Raw genomic sequence first — 20,413 nt, 5'->3', positions numbered from 1 at the left:
GTATGATTTCAAAAACTTTCATGGCCTTTCTTCCTTCGCTTCTGAAGATAAGGAAGAAAGAGCCGATTTGTGCCTATATTTATGATATACATGCATTAAAAAATCATGTTCAGCACATTAGGGAGACGTTGCCGGGATACTGCTCCCTGTATTATGCTGTTAAAGCGAATCCCGACCCATCCATTCTTCAGGCACTGGAGAAGGACATCGATGGATTTGATACAGCTTCTGAAGGGGAAATTGTAAAGGTCTTGAGTCTGTCAGAGAAGCCTATTATCTTTGGGGCACCTGCCAAAAAGGATAAGGAGTTGGAGTATCTTTCTAAGGGGAAACTTCAGACCGTGAATATCGAGAGCGAAAGAGATATGCAGAGGCTAAATCGGTTGGGTTCAATGGAAGGAAAGAAGCTTTCAGTGCTCATTCGTGTAAACAGCACCTATCATGTGGCAAACAGTTCACACCGAATGACAGGTGTGCCTACACAGTTTGGAATTGAAGAAGATGTGATTCCAACTCTATTGAGGAAGCTAGTAGAATTCCCTTATCTTGAAGTAAAAGGATTTCACTTTCATGCGATGAGTAATAACCTGGATGCCCTTGATCACCTGAAATTCATCTCATTTTGCAGAGATAGGATGTTAGGGTGGAAGGCCCAGTTTTCACTAACTTCTGCCACCACATTAAATGCAGGCGGAGGCATAGGGGTAAACTATCATCAACCGGAGAATCCATTTGATTGGGAAACGTTCTCCAGTGGGTTGTATCAAATGGAAGATACATTTACTCATGAGGGGCTGCGACTGATACTGGAGCTTGGGCGTTATATGGTAGCTCACTGCGGATATTATGTGGCAGAAGTAATGGATATTAAGAAAAATCACGGAGAGCATTTTGCCTTGATAAGAGGAGGGACTCATCATTTACGCCTTCCGGCCGCGTGGAAAATGTCCCACCCTCATACGATTTATCCCGTGGAGAAGTGGTTTGACGAACCACTTCCGCGACCAGGGATCAAGGGAAAGAATGTAACGGTTGCCGGGGAATTGTGTACTCCCAATGACATTTTGATTCGACAGGCGTATGTCGAAAGATTACGTGCAGGGGACCTGATCATTTTTCCGATGGCCGGAGCGTATGGATGGACCATTTCACATCATGATTTCCTGTCTCACTCACATCCTGCCTTTCATTACCTGGATTCATCCTTGGAAAGAAGAGATTTCCAGAATTAAGGTAAGTTAATTTGAAACTTATTCCAACTTTCATTCGTATATATAGTAAAGGTTAATTTTCCTAAAGACAGGAGTGAGTAGAATGCTGTGGTGGATCATAGGCATTGCTGTTGGATTTGGAATCATAAGCGGAATTCTCAGACGTAAATTTTCTCAGAATACATTCGAAGCAGGAAATCAACATGAAAGACAGCTCCAGGAAGAAGAGCGCGTAAAGGCGAGCAGCTGGTTTCATGGAGGTCAATAGGAGAACATGCCAGGGAGTATTCCTGGCATGTTTTTTTTATAAATAATATGGGATGAATCTAAGTTTAAAGCCCTCTTAATCTGGATCATATGGTAAAATAAGCTAATGTGAAACAGTAAAAGAGAGGGATAAAATGATCAATTCTGAACAGGATATTATCAATTTAGTGAAAAATGATGCTTGGATGATGAGCGTCATGGAAGCTGCCAAAACGTTACATTTACCGGACTGGTGGGTCTGTGCCGGTTTTGTTAGGTCAAAGGTATGAGATACAATGCATGGATATTCAAATAACACACACTTACCGGATATAGATGTCGTATATTATGATCCTTACAATGTTGACGAAGATATTGAAAAGCTTCTTGAATCAAGATTGAACAGGTTGAAACCAACAGAACCCTGGTCTGTAAAGAACCAGGCAAGGATGCATATTCTTAATGGAGAAGCCCCATATAAATCTACTATTGATGCGGTATCCCGTTTTCCAGAAACAGCTACATCAATTGCAATGAAACTAAACGAGGAAGATGAACTTATTCTGGTTGCACCATGGGGGCTGGAAGATCTACTGGCACTTAGAATAATGCCCACACCTCCTTTCAAAGAAAAAGAAACGTTAGCCGCCATTTATGAACGAAGGTTGCGGGAAAAGGAATGGAATAAAAAATGGCCCAAAGTGATCATATATGGAATCAATGGGGAACGGTTGAATGATAGTGAAAGGTAAAATGACTATTTTGAAAGGAGACGGGATGAAAAAGATTATACTATCCGAGATAGTTTTGATTTGCGCATTGATGATTTTAGTCTTTTTCAGCGGTGTCACATTCGGGCTGATTTTTATAGCTATCTTATCACAAGTCGGTATGATGATCATGGTATTACACACAGCTTATAAAAACACAGGGAATAAACGTTATAAAATGGCAAGTCGAACCATTTACACCGTGTTCCTTCTATTTATTCTATCCTTTAGTATTATTGAAGCCATTCTCTTGAAAACAGCCTTCCAATCACATCACATAAAGGAAGATGCGCCAGATGCCGTCATCATTCTTGGGGCGGGGTTGAAGGGGAGAGAACTCTCCAATACATTGAGGGAAAGATTGGACAAGGGAGCCGATTTGCTTGAAATCCATGAAAATGTCCCGGTCGTCGTTTCGGGTGGACAGGGTCCCGGTGAGTCGATCCCTGAAGCGGAAGCGATGGGTTCATACCTGATAGCCCGGGGCATAAAGGAAGATCGTATACTTTATGACAAAACATCAACCACTACTTATGAAAATCTCAGGAATGCCAAGCTCATTCTAAAACAAGAGGGGCTACACAATAAAAAACTCGTCATCGTCACAAGCGATTACCACATCTTTCGTGCGCAGAAAATCGGTGATGAACTAAGCATGAACTGTACCGGACTGGGCAGTCAATCCCCCCTGTACATAACAACCAACTACATGATAAGAGAATACTTTGCGGTAGTGAACATGATGCTGGATTGAGGGACGGACCTTAATCCGACGTCATCAATCAGAGGAAAACCCTTGATATTACACGTTTTTCATTCTGAATATTAGCATTTTTTGAGGTCCGTCCCTCAAAAGGGAGGAGCAGGTTATGTCAATTAGGTATTGGTCACAATTGGGTGTTGGGTTGGTTGTACTGGTTTTTTCGTCTATGGTTTCCTGGTATGAGGGGAGTGCATTACTTGAAGACCCGTGGGAATGGAGGTATTCGGCTCCGATCAGTGAATGGATGCACGGCAGCGTTGGTGGATCCAATGATATATCAGATCTTGACTTCTTTATATATGCTGCTAAGTTTTCACCACTTTTTCCAGCTTTTATGATCATAAGCGCCAGCTATTTAATTGTTTTGATCGGGATCCGGATATTTAGCAGAACTGGAATCCGTATCTTGCTGGTCCTTTTTGGATTGATTGAACTTGGGTTATCATTCACACTTTCTACATCTCCCACAGCAGGTGGAAATCTATTAACCTGGTTGTTTCTTTCGGTTGGTCTACTAATGATCATACTATCTGGTATCATTCACTTATTACCACTGCACAGAGATAAACATTTCTCACACCAGTGACAGTTATGAGATGCATATTTTTATTATATATAAAAACCGTAACGTTTAACTGTACGGTTTTATTAAAATAAAGTATACTACTCTAGAGGTGATAACTTGGGAATGTGTATCGAATAGGCGAGCTATCCAAACTAAGCAAAGTGTCCAAGCGGACCATTGATTATTATACGAAAATGGGTCTATTAAAATGCGACCGATCAAACAATAATTATCGTTATTATCATGAAGAGACTTTGAATGACTTGAAGCTGATTGAACAGTGTCAAAAGATGAATATGACCCTGCATGAAATCAAAGATCGTATTATACTCCTGAAATCCAAACAGGTGGATCAATCCGTCCTTGAAAAGCAGGTCAAACATATACGAAATGAAATGAAGCATTTGCATAATGAATTGCATGAAGTGTTACAGGCAATGGAAACATTGGGGGCAGAGGACCGCAAGCGAGTATTGAAACAGGTCTCCCCCCAGGCCTTGGCCTTATTCCAGACCCTAATGGTTTTTTCTGGTTAATCCAGCATAATAGATAAACAACTACAGGAGAGTGACTTTTTTTTGGACGATATACCACTGAATTCATTAGTATTATTAGGAGCATTGATCCTTTTATCTGCCTTTTTCTCATCGGCGGAAACGGCATACTCAAGTGTCAACAAGATCAGACTTAAGAACTTTGTAAGTGAAGGAAGAAGAGGAAGCATCAAAGCACATTATATTGCTGAGAACTTTGATAAAGCTCTGTCAACGATATTGGTTGGGAACAACATCGTGAACATCGCTGCAGCAAGTATTTCAGCCAAGCTTGCAACTGATATTTTCGGAGGGAACACGGGACTTGTCATCAGTACATTCGTCATGACGCTGTTAATTCTGATTTTCGGTGAGATCCTCCCGAAGTCATTGGCAAAAGAAAACGCTGAAACCTACTCCCTGACCATATCCGGTGTGCTTTTCTTCTTAATAAAGGTCCTCACACCGATCAATTTCTTCTTTATCAAATTGAAGGAGTTGGTATCGAAGTTCTTCTCGAAGGATCACGAGATGCCGTCAGTCACAGAGGAAGAGTTAAAAGTAATGCTTGATATTAGTGAAGAAGAAGGAGTCATTGATAAAGAAGAACGGGAATTGATTCACCGCTCCATGGACTTTGATGAGATCCTTGCAACCGAGGTACTGACGCCGCGAATCGACGTCAAGGCCGTGGAAGTGAACCAACCGATTGAAGAAATCAAAGAAATGTTCTTTGAAGAACGCTTTTCACGGATTCCGGTTTATGAGGATCATATCGATAATATTATTGGAATCCTCTCGGAAAAAGAGTTCTTTACTCACTTGATTAAGTTTGGTGAAGTGAACATCCGGGAATTGATTCGTGAGCCGATGTTTATATTTGAATCTGTTAAAATCTCATCTCTTCTTACTAAGCTTCAAAAAAACAACGTGCACATGGCGATTGTGGTGGATGAGTTTGGTGGAACTACCGGAATCATCACCCTTGAAGACATACTGGAAGAGATTGTAGGTGAGATCTGGGATGAGCAAGATGAGAAAACTCATTCCATGAAGAAAATCAGTGACAATGAATATAGATTCGATTCCCAATATCAATTGGATGAATTTACAGAGTTACTCGATGTACCAGAGCCTGAAAGTTCTTATCATACGCTTGGTGGATGGGTCGTTGAAAGCTTTGAAGACCTTCCATCAGAAGGTGACAGCTTCGATTATGAAAACTTAAAGGTGAGCGTTGAAGAGGTGGATAACCGCCGGGTACGGACTATTAAAGTTGAAATTCTAGATGAAAAAACCGGAGACCTGGTTTAATATACTCATAAAATGACAGGCTTAGACGCCTGTTATTTTTTTACTTAAAACGAGAGGGGGAGCTTTAACATGCATCCAGAAGAAACGAGAGAGGCCCTTTTAAAAGAACTTGAAATCGTCAATAAATGGGCTGATGACCAAAAGGGTTTGTGGTTCTGGGAAAGACTGGGCAGGATTCCATTTATGATCCTTGATCGGATCACTCCCCAAATGGTACATAATAAAATCGGGCAAGCACTGGATGAAATAGGGAGTTACATACAAAAAGGCGGGAGTCACCTGACAAATGAGAAGGAAGTATTGAACCGATATCTCAATAAAACAGGAGATCTGGATTTGACAGTGAATAAAATTAATACCCTGCCACTCACATATATGGATGAAGTGAGCGAAGGAATTGTGCATAGGAGAAAAAAGGTTGCGATGACTCAGGGAGCGACGACAGGTATCGGTGGATTTCTTACATTAAGTATCGACATCCCATTCATTTTGGGAATATCACTTAAAACACTTCAAGAAATAGCCTTGTGTTACGGGTATGACCCGAATGATCAAGAAGAGCGCATTTTCATCATCAAATGCCTCCAATTCGTTTCATCGGATATCGTAGGTAAACAAGCCATCCTACATGAACTCGAGGATTTCAACGGGGAGAATAGCGATAAAAGAGAGCAAACCCTGTCCCAGCTGCAGGGATGGCGGGAAGTAATGATCAGCTTCCGTGACAACTTTGGTTGGAAAAAACTCTTTCAAATGATTCCCATTGCCGGAATCCTGTTCGGATCCTTCATCAACAAATCCATGATTACAGACATAGGAGAAACCGGCCGCATGCTCTACCGTAAAAGAAGGATCCTCACAAAGCTGGAAGAGGGACGGACCTCAAATTAACCATACCTTATTCACGCAGAATTCAGGTTTGACGCAGGTTTTCATTCAATTATAGAGAGTAATCAGAGGTCCGTCCCTCTCTATGACTCAGCTACATTTCTATCGGATGACAAAGAAAAAGGGACCTCCAATTGGAGATCCCTTTTCTTTATTCTTCTTCAGCCTTATCTTTATTAAACCAAAGTGGATCATCATTATCCACTTCGCCGTTATAATTAATAAGCAGTTCTTCTCCGGCTTGAATGTCTTTATAGGCATAAAAGTCGAATGTATGATTATCAAAATTGATTTCATAAACGGTATTCGGCGTATATGAATGGTTAAACAGCATTCCATATCCTAATAAGAGTGCTGTGTGATTGATTCCATATTCGAATACATAATCCGCGAGGAATGTTTTCTCGATATGTTCATGTTCCTCATTGGGGTATGGGATGACCGGTGCTTCATGAACCAGTTCCCCTTTGGCTATATCCCTTTTTGCAAATACTCCACGATTAAGATCTCCGTCGCTGAGAGACGATAGTTTCACTTCGATCATTATGCCACCTACTTTCTAAATCCTTGACTTAGCTAAGCTTGACACGAACCGGAAAGAAAAGCAACACTAAATCTTTTACATCATGATGTTTGAGGATTAACTGTTTACAAAAGATTACCAAAAAAATCCTGAATGCTGCGGGCACTTCTTACAAACCAGCTGGCTTTTTTCACTGATTCGGCAGCATAAACATCCAACTTGTAAGGTACTTTCTTCTGATCGAAGATGTATTCTGCATCTTCCCCGGGTTCGATGATCAACTGCCCGATTTTCTCTCCTTTTTCGATAGGTGCTTTAAGGGAGCCATCTTTGTTGACTTTCGTATCATCAAGCTCCAGTGCGGTTTTCACCTTATCTTTCTCCTGATCTGAAAGGCGGATGGAGAGAGGCTTGTCTATCTTTATGGACACCGTTTGATCCTTGCCGTTTGGAACCGGAAGTGTGTGGTCCTTTTTCGTTTCGATGTCATCCAAACTATAGGTTATGCTCTTAAATTCTTTGAAACCATAGTCGAGGAGTTCCCTCGATTGAATGAATCGCTCTGCACTGCTCGGTTGCCCGAACTCATCCTTCGCATCCAGAATGACGGAAATATAGCGGACCCCGTTTCGTTCCGCCGTACCTGTGAAGGTTGAACCAGCGAAGGGGGTCGTGCCTGTTTTCAGTCCGTCAGCTCCTTTATAATAGTAAGACTTTCCTTTTAATAGACCATTTGTATTCTTCATGACCAGTTCTTCACTCGTACCAGGCCTGAATACTTTAGAGGAGAGACTGGATGTTTCCAAAACTTCCGGAAAATCATGGATGAGGTAGTAAGCAAGTGTAGCCATATCTTCTGCTGAAACCATATTTTCATCATCTTCACCCGTACCTTCTGGGTACATGCCCAGCATGTCGTAGTTGCTGAGACCGGAAGCATTGACAAATTGATAATGTTCAAAGCCGAGTTCCTTCGCCTTAGCATTCATCAATTTAACAAATTTACCTTCTGATCCTGCCACCACTTCTGATAGTGCGATGGCTGCACCATTTCCGGATTTTATGACCATTGCATCATATAGTTCTCTCACTGTGTACTCTTCATCAGCCCTTAAGGGGACGTTGCTCAATCCCGGGGCATTGGCTAATTGATATACTTTATCGCTTACTTTATACGTTTGATCCCACTTTATCTTTCCTTCGTCAATCGCTTCTAACACCAGGTATTCCGTCATCATTTTCGTCATGCTGGCAATACCCAGCGGCTTATCTTCATGTTCGCTATAAACAATCTTTCCTGTATCTGCTTCAACTAATATAGCAGCATCCGCCTGAATATCCAAAGTTGATTTACCATGCGCCGTTTGCTGAAAAGGCGTCACAGCCATGAATGATATCAACAAAACCGACAGGCTTTGCTTTACCGTTTTCTTATTCAAACCACAAACCTCCAAAAAACCAATTTTACACAACCACATCATTTTACCACACAAACCTGGAATACACCCCAAATCACTTGAACCGTTTCAAATCGTTCATATTATTGTAAAAAACTGTGGTGCCCTTATTATTAGGGACGGACCTTCCATACACCAATGGAGTTTACCATAATCTAATGTAAGAAGGTCCGTCCCTCAAGTGCTGGAAAATAATTCTTGTGTGAGTTCTATCAATCTGGTAAAATCATGTAAATTAACCGTTGGGAGGGGATAGAGAGATGATCACATATCCATTGCTTAAGAGGGATTCAACTGTGGGAGTTACGGCACCTTCGTCAGGTGTGCCTCATGAGCTGCACGAATTACTGAAGCAAGCCATGAGGAGAATGGAAGAAAAGGGATACGGTATAGAGTGTGGTGAAACCGTCTGGAAGCAGCACAAGGCAAAGTCTGCCCCTGCAGACGAGAGAGCAGCCGAATTAAATCGCATGCTCCAGGACGACTCGATTTCGCTCATCGCTCCGCCATGGGGAGGAGAACTCCTCATAGAAATTCTCGAGTTAATCGATTATGAACAAATCAAGCCTAAGTGGGTGCTTGGATATTCCGATATCAGTGCCCTCTTACTTGCCATTACTTTAAAGACAGGGATTGCCACTGCACACGGGACCAACCTCATCGATTTAAGAGGAGCGGATACGGATCCTACGACGAAGCAATGGGAAAATGTCCTTTCGACAAAAAAAGGCTGTTCGGTAACCCAATTTTCATCCCAGAAGTTTCAAAAAGAATGGAAGCATGATCAGCCTTCACCATATGTATTTCATTTAACGGACACTACGGTCTGGAAGACCATAAGAGATGAGGATGTCGAAATGAATGGCCGATTCCTCGGAGGCTGTATCGATGTGATAAGAAACCTTATCGGTACTCCATACGGAGATGTGACTTCTTTCAGAAAGAAACATATCGTAGATGAACCTATCATTTGGTATTTTGAAAACTGTGAGATCAATACGGCTGATTTACGCCGCACGCTTGTACAGATGAAACTTGCTGGATGGTTGGACCATTCTTCCGGGCTGCTATTTGGGAGAAGTGCCGCTAATACTCCAGTGAATGACTACACAGCAGAAGATGTTTACCAAGAACTTGAAAGCGAATTCCAAATACCAGTTGTATATGATATCGACTGCGGACATCAGCCTCCTCAAATCACTTTCATTAATGGGGCATATGGGGAAGTGGTAGTGAGGGATGGAAAAGGCAGGATTACACAAACCTTTAAATAATCCAACCTTCACACTGTTCTATAGCTGAAAGAGTGACATCACCAAACATGTACAGCGCAAACCGACTAAAGGATATTACACCCATACAATAGAAGTAATAAAAGGGACGCCCAAAACGGAACAGTGATCCATTTTAATAAAAGTGGTCACACTCCTCACTACGAGGAAGCGGACCGCTTTTCTGAAGTGGTGAAAAACTTCCTGAAGGTTAAAAGCCCGACAAATAAATGGTAAGGAGAAATAAACATGTTTACATACAAACTAAATGACAAACTTGAATTAAGGTTATTGGATATCCAGGATGCAGACCGTCTTTTTGAACTGACAGATGGATCGCGATCACATTTACGAGAATGGCTCCCTTGGGTCGATTACTCTAAGACACCGGAAGATTCAAAGGAATTCATTAAGGCTACCCGAAAAGGCTTTGCAGATAATAAGAGTTTGACAACAGCCATCGTTTACGAAAAAGAAATTGTAGGTATAGCTGGTTTCAATGAATTGAATTGGGCCAACAAAGTTGCATATATTGGTTATTGGCTTGGTGAGGGTTATCAGGGGAACGGGATTATGACGACCGTTGCAAAAGGATTGACGAATTACGCATTCGACTATTATAAAATGAATAAAGTTGAAATAGCCGCTGCAGAATTCAACCACAGGAGCCGAGCAATACCCGAAAGACTGGGCTTTACTGAAGAAGGGAAACTGAGGCAGAGAGAGTGGCTTTATGATCATTATGTAGATCATGTTGTTTATGGCATGCTGGCCGATGAGTGGACTAAGAAGTGACTCAGCCATACAGGCAAGGAGTAGACGATCTGGTTTTATGGGTGGAATATATCAAAGAGAAAAACGGAAGCTCAGCTTCAGCGCTCTATATTCTTAAGGATAATCGGGTAGTGTTGGAACACTACAGCGGAAAGCACTCTCACGAAAAGAACGCAAGGTACGTGCGGGCGGATTCACAATTCAATGTGGCATCTGCCCGGAAAAGTTATTTAGCACTCGCCATTTCCATAGCATTGTATGATAAACATATACATACTTTAGACGATCCGATTTTGAAATATATGCCGGAGCTGGATACCAACCTGGTAAAGGATGTTACCATCCGCCACCTTGTAACCCATTCTCACGGTCTTGATGTGGATACACACGGACATTTGTTTCGAGAATTCAAAGCAGGAACAGATTGGGCTTATCGAAACATCGGGGTCGATATCATGACTGAATTGATTCATCGAATATATGGGAAGGGTTTCCCACAGCTATTGGAAGAGAGAGTATTTTCAAAGATAGGTTTGAAAGAAACCGGCTGGAGGACAAGTGCTGATGAAAGACTTGTGAACATTATAGGGAAAAAAGATGAGCCACCGCTTTCAGGACTTGGAACATCAAATGATGGGAAGGATAAGAATCTATTCGTTAGCCCTCGTGAATTTGCCCTTTGGGGACAACTGCATCTTGAAAGAGGCAGGGTGAACGGAAAACAGGTTGTTCCAGCTGAAGTGATCGAGATGTGTACCTCCGTACAGAACGAAGAATACAGAAATGCTTCCCTCCCAGATAACGGGCTTTTCTGGTTTGTGCAGGGGATTCCGAGGTTATCAAGTGAATTAGGTGAGCGTGTACCCCGGGGCTCTTATCAGATACTCGGTGTCACCGGCCCAACACTCCTTGTTCTTCCATCATTAAACGTTGTCGTGGTGAAGATGTATAATAAACGTTACAATTACGGCGGAGAGAACTATCTTGATTATTTAAGAGAGTTCAGCAACAAAGTATCTGATCTATTCTGCTGATCTACATCTCATTTGGTAATATTTTTCCATATGAACGGGTACACTATGACTTATTAATGGTCTCGTACTATGGGGGGATCCCATGTTTCATATTGTCGTTATGTTATCGATCTTTCTATGTTCCTTGAAATGGGGATCTTGGAGCAGGTGGAGGGAATTCCTTCCTACTATCTATTATTTTGGGTTTTTCAATTTGTTTTATCAATATCTCAGTTATACGGTAAAAGCTGTGTGGGAACTTAACGGATTTTTTATCAATATGTTTGTGACCGATACGCTCTATACAATGGTGGCATATCCTTGCCTTGTCGTTCTATTCCTTAGTCATTACCCGGAAGAATGGAGAATCAAGATCGTTTATTATTTGAAATACATAGGTGTTGCCATATTAATTGAATGGGCAGCCTTTCAGACCGATTCAATTGAGTATTTTGAAGGGTGGAACCTGTGGTGGACTGTACTTTTTTATTGTATTATGTTTCCGTTGCTTCGTCTCCATCATAAAAATCCTATCCGGGCATTGATACTATCAGTATTAGTAATTGTTTTTCTTCTAAACAGTTTTGATTATCAAGTATGGTGAAAAAACGGTGGACCTTCAGTTGAAGACCCACCGTTTTTTACAAGGCTGTTTTTGTAACCGTTGTTGGCTGTAGCGAGTGGCGGTTGATTTCCGCTACAGGTGCTCGACTCCTGCACCACACCCTATAAGACAGAGCATTCGCAAATCTTCGTATGTATATGAATAGCAACACTCTTTGCTAAAACAGCCTTTTACAATGAAAGAACTTAGATGGAAGGCTATAAAAACAATACCATCAACTCTTCATCAAAATATTCCCCATTTTGTTTCAATGCTCTCTTTTCTGTACCATATGGCTTGAACCCACAAGAATGGTAAAGTCCCCTTGCTGTTTGATTGGTCGTAACCACGGTGATCAATAGCTGTTCGATTCCATTTGTTTTCTTTGCAAGGTTGACAGCCGCTTCCATCAATCCCCTGGCCAATCCTTTCCCCCTGTGCGAAGGGGTAACATACATAGCGTAGATGGAAGCTTTATGATTCATTTTTAGTCCCTCTTCCCGGACCATTGTTACTGTCCCTACCAGTTGATTCCCTGAGAAGCAGCCAAATGTATAGCTACCTTCATAAGAAAGTCTTTCGGCTATCCTCTCAATTGGATTCTTGCGTTTCAATGCCTCTTCATAACTGCTGCCAAAGCTTTCAGGGCTCTGTTTTAGCATTTCAAGCCTAAGGCTCCAATAGTCCTCAGCATGAGTTTCGTTTAATAATATGATTTCCAATATTTTCTGACCTTCCTTCCATTACATGATATGATAAAGGGAAACTATTATTTTCTTTATTCAACAGGATTCGACACCTCCAAAGAAAATACCTTTAAAATAATGACGATCGGAGGAACTCTCATGAACGATTGCCTTGGCTGCAAGCTTGCCAATGGGGAAGAGAAAGTATACACCGTTTACGAAGATGAGCATGTCATCTGCTTGTTGGATCATGCTCCACATCACCCGGGGCATACACTGATCCTTCCTAAGAAACATAGGGTGGAGGTAAACGAAATGGAGCCAGAAGTGAGCCTCTCGATAATCAAGGCCTCACAACTCGTATCGACAGCCATTCATGACTTATATCATCCAAATGGAGTGACAATCTGCCAGAATGGGGGAATCTACAATGAATTGACTCATTATCATATGCATGTCATACCACGAAATGAAGAAGCAGACCGATTTGGTGAATTATTCTTTGGTAATGCCGAGATCGAAGAACCATTCGAAACACTGGAAGAAACGTTGAAAAAAATGAAAATTCACATCAATAGAATACTGGAATAGGAGAATTCAGAATGACCCTACATAAAGACTTTGAAGATAAAGTAAAAAAATATGCCGAGCTTGCCATCAAGGTCGGAGTAAACGTACAAGCCGATCAACCCCTTTGGATCTCTGCACCGCTCGGAACAGAAGATTTTGTGCGTATCGTTGTGAAAGAAGCCTATCTTGCCGGGGCAAGAAATGTACATGTCCAATGGTACGATGAGGAAATTATGAGAACCCATTATGAACTGGCACCAGAAGATGTTTTCTATGAATATCCAAGCTGGCTGGCTACTGCTCATGAATGGGTGGTGGACGTTAAAGGAGCGTTTCTGCAAATAGAAGCTAATGACCCGGATCTCCTAAAAGGAATCGAACCTGACCGAATCCTTAATTACGAGAAAGCCAGTGGAGATGCCCTCGATCGGTTTTATGAAGCGATCGAAAAGGACGAAATCAGCTGGTCGATCGTCGCCATCCCTTCTGAGAAATGGGCTGATAAAGTATTTCCGGAACTACCGCAGCCTGATAGAGTCCCACGTCTGTGGGAAAGGATTTTCACATCGGTTCGAATCGACCAACCGGATCCCATTTCCGCTTGGAAAACCCATATTCAAACCCTTTCAGATAAAGCGGCCCAACTCAATTCCCTATGTCTGCGGAGCCTTCATTATTCTGATAGAGGGACGGACCTTTCAATCGAGCTGCATGAGGATCACATCTGGCTTACCGGTGCAAGTAAGACACCTCTGGGTACCAATTTCATAGCCAATATGCCGACAGAAGAGGTGTATACCGTGCCTGTGAGAACGGGTGTGAATGGAATGGTCACCAGCACCAAACCACTCGCCTACAATGGAAATGTGATTGAAGGCTTCACACTTACGTTTGTTGACGGGAAAATTACAGATGTGTCGGCTGAAGAAGGGGAAGAAATCTTAAAGAAATTAATCGATACCGATGAGGGGGCAGCCTACCTGGGTGAAGTGGCGCTAGTTCCCCATCAATCACCGATCTCAAACTCAGGTGTTCTTTTTTTCAATACCCTATTTGATGAGAATGCATCAAATCATTTAGCGATCGGATCTTCTTACCCTACTTGCATTAAGGATGGGAACATCCTATCCGACGAGGAACGGGAGGAAAAGGGACTTAATGAAAGTGTGGTGCATGAAGACTTTATGATCGGTTCAGAAAGCATGGATATTGATGGAATTTGCCGGGATGGAAGAAAAATACCTATTTTCCGAAAAGGAAATTGGGCCATATAGATAGACATGAAAGGTGAATGCTGAATATACGATAAACAATCTGTATTTAGTCTGAATGATTGCACTGTGAAAAAGTTGCTTTATACCCTGAATAATGAAAGTCCCTGTCATTTATCGTGACGGGGACTTTCATTATTCTATATTCTATACAAAAATGGAAAAATCAGGTTTGCCCTCCGAAAAAATGAGGTAAATTGGAAATGATTCAATTATATGTAAATAATACTTCAGATGAAATTCCTACTGAGAGAAGGAGAGATGTCATTATGCATTGGTACTTAGAAGCCTTTAGGAAGTACGCAGATTTTACTGGAAGGGCGAGAAGAAAGGAATTTTGGATATTTTCACTCTTTAATTTTATTATCATGTTCGTTCTGAGTTTTACAGCAAATATTATTGACTCCACTGGTACCATTTTTTTAGTCGTATACGTTATTTATTCATTAGCTGTCATTGTACCCTCTTTGGCTGTCACTGTACGGCGGCTCCATGATACAGGAAGAAGCGGTGCTTGGTACTTCATTGTTTTCGTTCCAATAGCAGGACCTATTGTACTCCTGGTCTTTATGTGCTTTGACAGTGGTCATGGCAGCAATGAATACGGACCTACTCCTAAGCATTTTGAAAATGTCACGGTCACGACTTAGGTCCAAAACACGGAGAACCTACCATGTAGGTTCTCTTTCTTCATTTCACTAAACTTAAATTCTGCTAACTTCCCCTACTGTAATTACATATTGTGGTAAAATCTATATATACATCTTTGAAACCATGCCAATGCAACTATGGTATAATTTCTCCTTGTGAAAAACCATACTTAGAATATGTACTAAGGAGTGAAAGAAAGTGAGTTTTGAAGGTCAAAGGATTCTGCCAGCCATACGATCCATGAAGGATTTTGATAAAATGCTCGAAACCTCTTTCCAATACGGGGTGTTTCTTGATCTTCATGTCGGAATGCTGAAAAGCGTATTTGAATATGCCCGTAAAGAGAATCGCAAAATGTTTTTACATCTGGATCTCATTCATGGTCTCGCAAGTGATGAATATGCCGCTGAATATGTCTGCCAGGAGATCAAGCCCTATGGGATCATATCCACAAAAGGAAACGTAATAAAAAAAGCAAGGCAAAAAGGAGTCTTTGCCACACAGCGGATGTTTGTCATAGATTCCAGTGCCATGAATCGCAGCATTGAACTAATTCAGAAAACGGATCCGGATTTCATAGAAGTACTCCCAGGGGTCGTCCCTAAGATCATAAAAGAGATCGGCAACAAAACCGGTAAACCCATCTTTGCAGGCGGTCTGATTGACACGGTGGAAGAAGTGGAAGCTGCCCTTGACGCAGGAGCTACGGCTATCACAACGTCGGACCGTGTCCTATGGAAACATTTTGACAGATAAATAAATCATGAAAATCCATTGACACCGCTTTCATAATGGAGTAACATAATTCACAAGTTAATACGTTGTGAAAGAGACGAAGAGACTCACGTGAAGTGCCTGTACCATTGGGCATATTCCGTGAGTCTTTTTGTTTTTAATCCAACTTGTTCTGTTTTTAGCTTCCAAAGGTATATGTTGCGATTATATCCTGCAAATATAGGGTAAACGTGCTGAAAAGCCTCGATCCAGCATTGCTGCACATGGATGCGGTTCGTGACAACTGCCGCAGACGTATTTTTCAGATGTCACTTAAAACAGGACTATATCAAAGTGAAACGAGGGATGTTACATGAACGCATTTTTAGGAGAAGTGGTTGGTACAGCGCTGCTGATAATTTTTGGTGCCGGGGTTTGTGCCAATGTGAATTTGAAGAAGTCATTTGCTTATAACGCCGGGTGGATCGTCATTACATTCGGATGGGGATTAGGTGTGGCCATGAGTGTGTATGCCGTCGGGAAGTTCAGCGGCGCTCATTTAAATCCAGCTGTCACATTGGGTCTTGCCTTTAACGGTGATTTCCCATGGAATGATGTACCGAAATACATCCTTGCTCAAATGATCGGGGCAATTATAGGGGCATCCATCACATATTTACACTTTCTGCCTCATTGGCACGCAACAAAGGATCCAGGTGTTAAATTAGGCGTTTTCGCTACAGGTCCTGCCATACCACATTATTTTTCAAATTTATTGAGTGAAATCATTGGAACTTTTGTGTTGGTAGTAGGATTATTATCTATAGGGGCGAATACCTTTACAGACGGATTAAATCCATTTATTGTCGGTTTCCTTATTATCGCAATCGGGATCTCACTTGGTGGGACTACCGGCTACGCCATCAATCCAGCCCGTGATCTTGGACCGCGTATTGCACACTTCCTGCTTCCGATTCCTGGAAAGGGACCATCAAACTGGGGGTATTCATGGATTCCGGTAGTCGGCCCGGTACTCGGTGGATCATTCGGTGGAGTATTTTATAAAGCGATCTTCATTGGACAAGTCACTGCAAGCTTCTGGATCGTTCTGATCATCACACTTGCCGTCCTTGGACTTGCTTATGCAAGTGACAGAAAGACAAGTTTAGCAAAAAAAGTGCATCAATTATCAACCGAAAATTAATCTTTGGAGGGATTATCAATGGAAAAATTCATTTTATCTTTGGATCAAGGAACAACAAGCTCAAGAGCGATTCTTTTCAATAAAAAAGGGGAAATCGTTCATACTGCACAAAAGGAGTTTACACAGTATTTTCCGAAACCGGGCTGGGTGGAACACAGCGCAAATGAAATTTGGGGATCTATCCTGGCCGTTATTGCAAGCGTTTTATCTGAATCCAGTGTAAAACCTGACCAGATTGAGGGGATAGGTATTACAAATCAGCGTGAAACGACTGTTGTATGGGATAAAGAGACCGGTGATCCGGTTTATAATGCGATTGTGTGGCAGTCCCGGCAAACAGCCGGGATCTGCGAAGAATTAAAATCTCAAGGATTGAACGAAACTTTTCGTGATAAAACAGGATTACTGATTGATGCTTATTTTTCAGGTACGAAGGTAAAATGGATCCTCGATAATGTTGAAGGTGCCAAAGAGAAAGCGGAAGAAGGCAAGCTGCTGTTTGGAACGATCGACACCTGGCTGATTTGGAAAATGTCAGGAGGAACCGCACACGTGACGGATTATTCCAACGCTTCCCGTACTCTTATGTACAATATCCATGATTTGAAATGGGATGAAGAGCTTCTTACTATTCTTGGAGTACCGGCAAGTATGCTTCCAGAGGTCCGTCCCTCATCTGAAGTGTACGGGAAAACGGTCCCGTATCATTTCTTTGGAAGGGAGATCCCGATTGCGGGTGCAGCGGGGGATCAGCAGGCTGCGTTATTCGGACAGGCATGTTATGAGAAGGGAATGGCCAAGAACACGTACGGAACAGGTTGTTTCATGCTTATGAACACTGGTGAAAAGGCTGTTAAATCTGAAAATGGTCTATTAACGACCCTTGCATGGGGAATAGACGGGAAAGTGGAATATGCTCTTGAAGGAAGCATTTTCGTCGCCGGTTCCGCTATACAGTGGCTTCGCGATGGTTTGCGAATGCTGAAAGATGCTAAGGACAGCCAGGATTATGCAGAGAAAGTGGACTCAACCGATGGAGTATATGTCGTTCCAGCATTTGTAGGATTGGGTACTCCTTATTGGGATAGTGATGTACGAGGAGCTGTTTTTGGACTGACCCGCGGGACTTCAAAAGAACATTTTGTTAGAGCGACTCTCGAATCCCTTGCTTATCAAACAAAAGATGTGTTGACAGCGATGGAAGCAGATTCCGGGATTTCCCTCAAGAAACTCAGAGTCGACGGAGGGGCCGTCAAGAATGATTTCTTAATGCAATTCCAGAGTGATCTGTTATCTGTACCGGTCGAACGCCCAGTAGTTAATGAAACGACTGCTCTCGGTGCTGCTTACCTGGCAGGACTTGCCGTCGGTTTCTGGAAAGACCGCGAAGAAATCTCCAAGCAGTGGAATAAAGATAAACAATTCGAACCTGAAATGGACGCGAAAACTCAGGAAGAACTGTATGGTGGATGGAAGAAAGCAGTAAAAGCAGCTATGGCTTTCAAATAATAGAATCCTATGATATAATGATTACAAGTTAATAAACGGTTAGAGACCAAGAGAGACCGAGCATTCATTATGGCACATTACAGTCATGATGTTTGTTTCGGTCTCTTTTTTTATGGATAAACAGTAAAGTATAAACGATTTTAATAATCCGTAGGAGGAACTTAAACTATGACATTTTCAAGTACTGCAAGACGAGAAGTAAAACATACATTGTCCCAGAACCATTTCGACTTGATCATAATTGGTGGAGGAATTACCGGGGCTGGGATCGCACTTGATGCATCCAAGCGCGGAATGAAGGTTGCCCTCGTCGAAATGCAGGATTTCGCAGCTGGAACGTCCAGCCGATCAACCAAACTGGTTCACGGTGGATTACGTTATTTAAAACAATTCGAAGTGAAAATGGTGGCAGAAGTAGGGAAAGAGCGTGAAATTGTATACGAAAACGGCCCACATGTCACCACTCCTGAATGGATGCTGTTGCCTCTTCATAAAGGAGGGACTTTCGGTAAATTCAGTACATCAATCGGATTGAAAGTATATGACTACCTTGCCGGTGTAAAGAGAAGCGAAAGACGGTCCATGCTATCTGTCTCGGAAACGTTGACAAAAGAGCCCCTCGTCAAGAAGGATGGATTAAAAGGCGGCGGCTACTACGTTGAGTATCGTACCGATGATGCCCGTTTAACCATCGAGGTCATGAAAGAGGCAGTCGCACATGGGGCAACAGTCTTAAACTATACCAAATCCCAACGTTTCCTCTATGACAATAAGAAAGTAGTAGGAATCGAAGCAGAAGACCTGGTGACTGGGGAACTGATTGAAATCCGCGGATCTAAAATCGTCAATGCAGCAGGGCCATGGGTGGATGATGTCCGTGGAAAGGATTACAGCACTAATAACAAACAACTCCGTCTGACAAAGGGGGTTCATCTAGTCATCGATCAGAGCAAATTCCCTCTTCAACAGGCCGTTTATTTCGACACCCCCGATGGACGCATGGTATTTGCGATCCCACGTGACGGGAAGGCATATGTAGGGACTACTGACACATTCTTTGACTCGGAGAAAGCCTCTCCTCATATGACATCGGAAGACAGGGATTATATTTTGAACGCCATCCACTTTATGTTCCCTGACGTATCAGTCGGGAAAGAGGATGTAGAATCCAGCTGGGCAGGTGTGCGCCCACTGATATTTGAAAAAGGTAAAGACCCTTCAGAGATCTCACGGAAAGATGAGGTTTGGGAAGCGGAAAGCGGCCTCATTACCATTGCAGGAGGTAAATTGACAGGTTACCGGAAAATGGGGGAACATGTCGTTGACCTTGTTTCTGCAAGATTAAAAGAAGAAAATAAACAGAAGTTCCCGGCTTCTTCAACGAAGCATATGCCGATTTCAGGTGGTCATTTCGGAGGATCGAAAAACTTCCAATCCTTCATCGATCAAAAAGCAGGAGAAGCCATTCAATATGGATTAACTGAGGAAGAAGGGAAAAAGCTTGCCGGCATGTACGGTTCAAACGTAGACCAGTTATTCAAACTGGCTCATGCTTATAGTGGCACCACTGATGAAATGTCCGTGCCCCCATATTTATACGCGCAGCTTATCTATGCCATTCAGGAAGAAATGGCAGCCACCCCTGTTGACTTCTTCATTCGACGAACAGGTGCTTTATTCTTTGATCGTGAATGGGTAGAAAAATGGAAAGAACCTGTCATCGAAATCATGTCGAAGTTGTTGAATTGGAATGAAGAACAGAAAGCACGATATAGCAAAGACTTAAATAATGAATTAAAAAATGCAGTGGTACCGGTTGATTTACAGGCATAAGAAGAAACGGCAGAATTTCTGCCGTTTTTTCTATGCAAACAGT

Annotated in this window: 21 protein-coding genes and 1 pseudogene; 19 read left to right on the top strand and 3 right to left on the bottom strand. The window is 42.2% G+C overall.

All coding sequences use genetic code 11. The features are described 5' to 3' along the window. The first annotated feature begins 2 nt into the window (after nucleotides 1-2). From KYJ26_RS22235 to KYJ26_RS22200, 8 genes and pseudogenes are all read left to right on the top strand, one after another. Entirely contained in the window at nucleotides 3-1,232 is a 1,230-nt protein-coding gene (locus KYJ26_RS22235; protein ID WP_219170102.1) for a type III PLP-dependent enzyme, read from the top strand. A gap of 82 nt (nucleotides 1,233-1,314) precedes the next feature. Further along, the gene (locus tag KYJ26_RS22230) at nucleotides 1,315-1,479 is read left to right on the top strand and encodes a hypothetical protein (protein ID WP_206848917.1); all 165 of its coding nucleotides are present in this window, start codon (nucleotides 1,315-1,317) and stop codon (nucleotides 1,477-1,479) included. A 133-nt stretch (nucleotides 1,480-1,612) separates the two neighbouring features. Continuing rightward, nucleotides 1,613-2,209 (top strand): annotated as a pseudogene (locus tag KYJ26_RS22225) (nucleotidyltransferase family protein). A gap of 25 nt (nucleotides 2,210-2,234) precedes the next feature. Continuing rightward, nucleotides 2,235-2,981 carry a YdcF family protein gene (locus KYJ26_RS22220; RefSeq protein ID WP_219170101.1) on the top strand — a complete coding sequence of 249 codons (747 nt, stop codon included), beginning with the start codon at nucleotides 2,235-2,237 and terminating at the stop codon, nucleotides 2,979-2,981. Nucleotides 2,982-3,096: 115 nt separating this feature from the next. Next, nucleotides 3,097-3,576 (top strand): YjdJ family protein, encoded by a 480-nt coding sequence (locus KYJ26_RS22215; protein WP_219170099.1) that lies wholly within the window; start codon nucleotides 3,097-3,099, stop codon nucleotides 3,574-3,576. A gap of 104 nt (nucleotides 3,577-3,680) precedes the next feature. Beyond that, a complete protein-coding gene (locus KYJ26_RS22210; RefSeq protein WP_219170097.1) occupies nucleotides 3,681-4,091 on the top strand; it encodes a MerR family transcriptional regulator in 411 nt (136 codons plus the stop codon). 42 nt (nucleotides 4,092-4,133) lie between these two features. Continuing rightward, nucleotides 4,134-5,402, top strand: coding sequence for a hemolysin family protein (locus KYJ26_RS22205; RefSeq protein ID WP_219170095.1), 1,269 nt, complete (start codon nucleotides 4,134-4,136; stop codon nucleotides 5,400-5,402). 69 nt (nucleotides 5,403-5,471) lie between these two features. After that, on the top strand, nucleotides 5,472-6,293 hold the full coding sequence (locus KYJ26_RS22200; RefSeq protein ID WP_219170094.1) for an EcsC family protein: 822 nt from the start codon (nucleotides 5,472-5,474) through the stop codon (nucleotides 6,291-6,293). Nucleotides 6,294-6,441: 148 nt separating this feature from the next. Here KYJ26_RS22200 and KYJ26_RS22195 read toward each other — a convergent pair whose 3' ends face one another. Both KYJ26_RS22195 and KYJ26_RS22190 read right to left on the bottom strand, forming a co-directional pair. Next, nucleotides 6,442-6,834 (bottom strand): SET domain-containing protein, encoded by a 393-nt coding sequence (locus KYJ26_RS22195; protein ID WP_219170093.1) that lies wholly within the window; start codon nucleotides 6,832-6,834, stop codon nucleotides 6,442-6,444. Nucleotides 6,835-6,938: 104 nt separating this feature from the next. After that, the gene (locus KYJ26_RS22190; protein ID WP_219170092.1) at nucleotides 6,939-8,252 is read right to left on the bottom strand and encodes a D-alanyl-D-alanine carboxypeptidase family protein; all 1,314 of its coding nucleotides are present in this window, start codon (nucleotides 8,250-8,252) and stop codon (nucleotides 6,939-6,941) included. Between the two features lie 278 nt (nucleotides 8,253-8,530). Between KYJ26_RS22190 and KYJ26_RS22185 the strand changes: the two genes are divergently transcribed. The 4 genes from KYJ26_RS22185 (at nucleotide 8,531) to KYJ26_RS22170 (ending at nucleotide 11,932) form a co-directional block, all read left to right on the top strand. Further along, complete coding sequence (locus KYJ26_RS22185) at nucleotides 8,531-9,544, top strand: S66 family peptidase (RefSeq protein WP_219170090.1); 1,014 nt, start codon at nucleotides 8,531-8,533, stop codon at nucleotides 9,542-9,544. Between the two features lie 246 nt (nucleotides 9,545-9,790). Beyond that, on the top strand, nucleotides 9,791-10,336 hold the full coding sequence (locus KYJ26_RS22180) for a GNAT family N-acetyltransferase (protein ID WP_219170088.1): 546 nt from the start codon (nucleotides 9,791-9,793) through the stop codon (nucleotides 10,334-10,336). Continuing rightward, entirely contained in the window at nucleotides 10,333-11,349 is a 1,017-nt protein-coding gene (locus tag KYJ26_RS22175; RefSeq protein ID WP_308807586.1) for a serine hydrolase domain-containing protein, read from the top strand. Before KYJ26_RS22180 ends, KYJ26_RS22175 begins: the two co-directional genes overlap by 4 nt. Nucleotides 11,350-11,431: 82 nt before the next feature. Beyond that, nucleotides 11,432-11,932, top strand: a complete 501-nt coding sequence (locus KYJ26_RS22170; protein WP_219170086.1) for a CBO0543 family protein — start codon at nucleotides 11,432-11,434, stop codon at nucleotides 11,930-11,932. Between the two features lie 218 nt (nucleotides 11,933-12,150). Here KYJ26_RS22170 and KYJ26_RS22165 read toward each other — a convergent pair whose 3' ends face one another. Beyond that, nucleotides 12,151-12,654, bottom strand: coding sequence for a GNAT family N-acetyltransferase (locus tag KYJ26_RS22165; protein ID WP_219170085.1), 504 nt, complete (start codon nucleotides 12,652-12,654; stop codon nucleotides 12,151-12,153). Nucleotides 12,655-12,777: 123 nt separating this feature from the next. Between KYJ26_RS22165 and KYJ26_RS22160 the strand changes: the two genes are divergently transcribed. From KYJ26_RS22160 to KYJ26_RS22130, 7 genes are all read left to right on the top strand, one after another. Beyond that, a complete protein-coding gene (locus KYJ26_RS22160) occupies nucleotides 12,778-13,209 on the top strand; it encodes an HIT family protein (protein WP_219170083.1) in 432 nt (143 codons plus the stop codon). Between the two features lie 11 nt (nucleotides 13,210-13,220). After that, nucleotides 13,221-14,462, top strand: coding sequence for an aminopeptidase (locus tag KYJ26_RS22155; RefSeq protein WP_219170081.1), 1,242 nt, complete (start codon nucleotides 13,221-13,223; stop codon nucleotides 14,460-14,462). 266 nt (nucleotides 14,463-14,728) lie between these two features. Then, complete coding sequence (locus tag KYJ26_RS22150) at nucleotides 14,729-15,109, top strand: DUF805 domain-containing protein (RefSeq protein WP_219170305.1); 381 nt, start codon at nucleotides 14,729-14,731, stop codon at nucleotides 15,107-15,109. A gap of 199 nt (nucleotides 15,110-15,308) precedes the next feature. Continuing rightward, nucleotides 15,309-15,866, top strand: coding sequence for a glycerol-3-phosphate responsive antiterminator (locus KYJ26_RS22145; RefSeq protein WP_219170079.1), 558 nt, complete (start codon nucleotides 15,309-15,311; stop codon nucleotides 15,864-15,866). 331 nt (nucleotides 15,867-16,197) lie between these two features. Continuing rightward, nucleotides 16,198-17,028 carry an MIP/aquaporin family protein gene (locus tag KYJ26_RS22140; RefSeq protein WP_219170078.1) on the top strand — a complete coding sequence of 277 codons (831 nt, stop codon included), beginning with the start codon at nucleotides 16,198-16,200 and terminating at the stop codon, nucleotides 17,026-17,028. 18 nt (nucleotides 17,029-17,046) lie between these two features. Then, on the top strand, nucleotides 17,047-18,537 hold the full coding sequence (glpK, locus tag KYJ26_RS22135) for a glycerol kinase GlpK (protein ID WP_219170076.1): 1,491 nt from the start codon (nucleotides 17,047-17,049) through the stop codon (nucleotides 18,535-18,537). A gap of 168 nt (nucleotides 18,538-18,705) precedes the next feature. Beyond that, on the top strand, nucleotides 18,706-20,370 hold the full coding sequence (locus KYJ26_RS22130; protein ID WP_219170075.1) for a glycerol-3-phosphate dehydrogenase/oxidase: 1,665 nt from the start codon (nucleotides 18,706-18,708) through the stop codon (nucleotides 20,368-20,370). The last annotated feature ends 43 nt before the right edge of the window (nucleotides 20,371-20,413 follow it).

It is taken from the genome of Rossellomorea orangium (genome assembly GCF_019334305.1).
GTDB lineage: Bacteria > Bacillota > Bacilli > Bacillales > Bacillaceae_B > Rossellomorea.
The sequence above is the reverse complement of the archived record's forward strand: the minus strand, read 5'-3'. Positions and strand labels throughout refer to the sequence as shown.

What these genes read in the sequence shown, in the direction of transcription:
- KYJ26_RS22235 (WP_219170102.1), top strand. Translation starts at nt 3, where the DNA reads ATGATTTCAAAAACTTTCATGGCCTTTCTTCCTTCGCTTCTGAAGATA.
- KYJ26_RS22160 (WP_219170083.1), top strand. Translation starts at nt 12,778, where the DNA reads ATGAACGATTGCCTTGGCTGCAAGCTTGCCAATGGGGAAGAGAAAGTA.
- KYJ26_RS22150 (WP_219170305.1), top strand. Translation starts at nt 14,729, where the DNA reads ATGCATTGGTACTTAGAAGCCTTTAGGAAGTACGCAGATTTTACTGGA.
- KYJ26_RS22180 (WP_219170088.1), top strand. Translation starts at nt 9,791, where the DNA reads ATGTTTACATACAAACTAAATGACAAACTTGAATTAAGGTTATTGGAT.
- KYJ26_RS22130 (WP_219170075.1), top strand. Translation starts at nt 18,706, where the DNA reads ATGACATTTTCAAGTACTGCAAGACGAGAAGTAAAACATACATTGTCC.
- glpK (WP_219170076.1), top strand. Translation starts at nt 17,047, where the DNA reads ATGGAAAAATTCATTTTATCTTTGGATCAAGGAACAACAAGCTCAAGA.
- KYJ26_RS22185 (WP_219170090.1), top strand. Translation starts at nt 8,531, where the DNA reads ATGATCACATATCCATTGCTTAAGAGGGATTCAACTGTGGGAGTTACG.
- KYJ26_RS22230 (WP_206848917.1), top strand. Translation starts at nt 1,315, where the DNA reads ATGCTGTGGTGGATCATAGGCATTGCTGTTGGATTTGGAATCATAAGC.
- KYJ26_RS22220 (WP_219170101.1), top strand. Translation starts at nt 2,235, where the DNA reads ATGAAAAAGATTATACTATCCGAGATAGTTTTGATTTGCGCATTGATG.
- KYJ26_RS22215 (WP_219170099.1), top strand. Translation starts at nt 3,097, where the DNA reads ATGTCAATTAGGTATTGGTCACAATTGGGTGTTGGGTTGGTTGTACTG.
- KYJ26_RS22195 (WP_219170093.1), bottom strand. Translation starts at nt 6,834, where the DNA reads ATGATCGAAGTGAAACTATCGTCTCTCAGCGACGGAGATCTTAATCGT.
- KYJ26_RS22200 (WP_219170094.1), top strand. Translation starts at nt 5,472, where the DNA reads ATGCATCCAGAAGAAACGAGAGAGGCCCTTTTAAAAGAACTTGAAATC.
- KYJ26_RS22140 (WP_219170078.1), top strand. Translation starts at nt 16,198, where the DNA reads ATGAACGCATTTTTAGGAGAAGTGGTTGGTACAGCGCTGCTGATAATT.
- KYJ26_RS22170 (WP_219170086.1), top strand. Translation starts at nt 11,432, where the DNA reads ATGTTTCATATTGTCGTTATGTTATCGATCTTTCTATGTTCCTTGAAA.
- KYJ26_RS22155 (WP_219170081.1), top strand. Translation starts at nt 13,221, where the DNA reads ATGACCCTACATAAAGACTTTGAAGATAAAGTAAAAAAATATGCCGAG.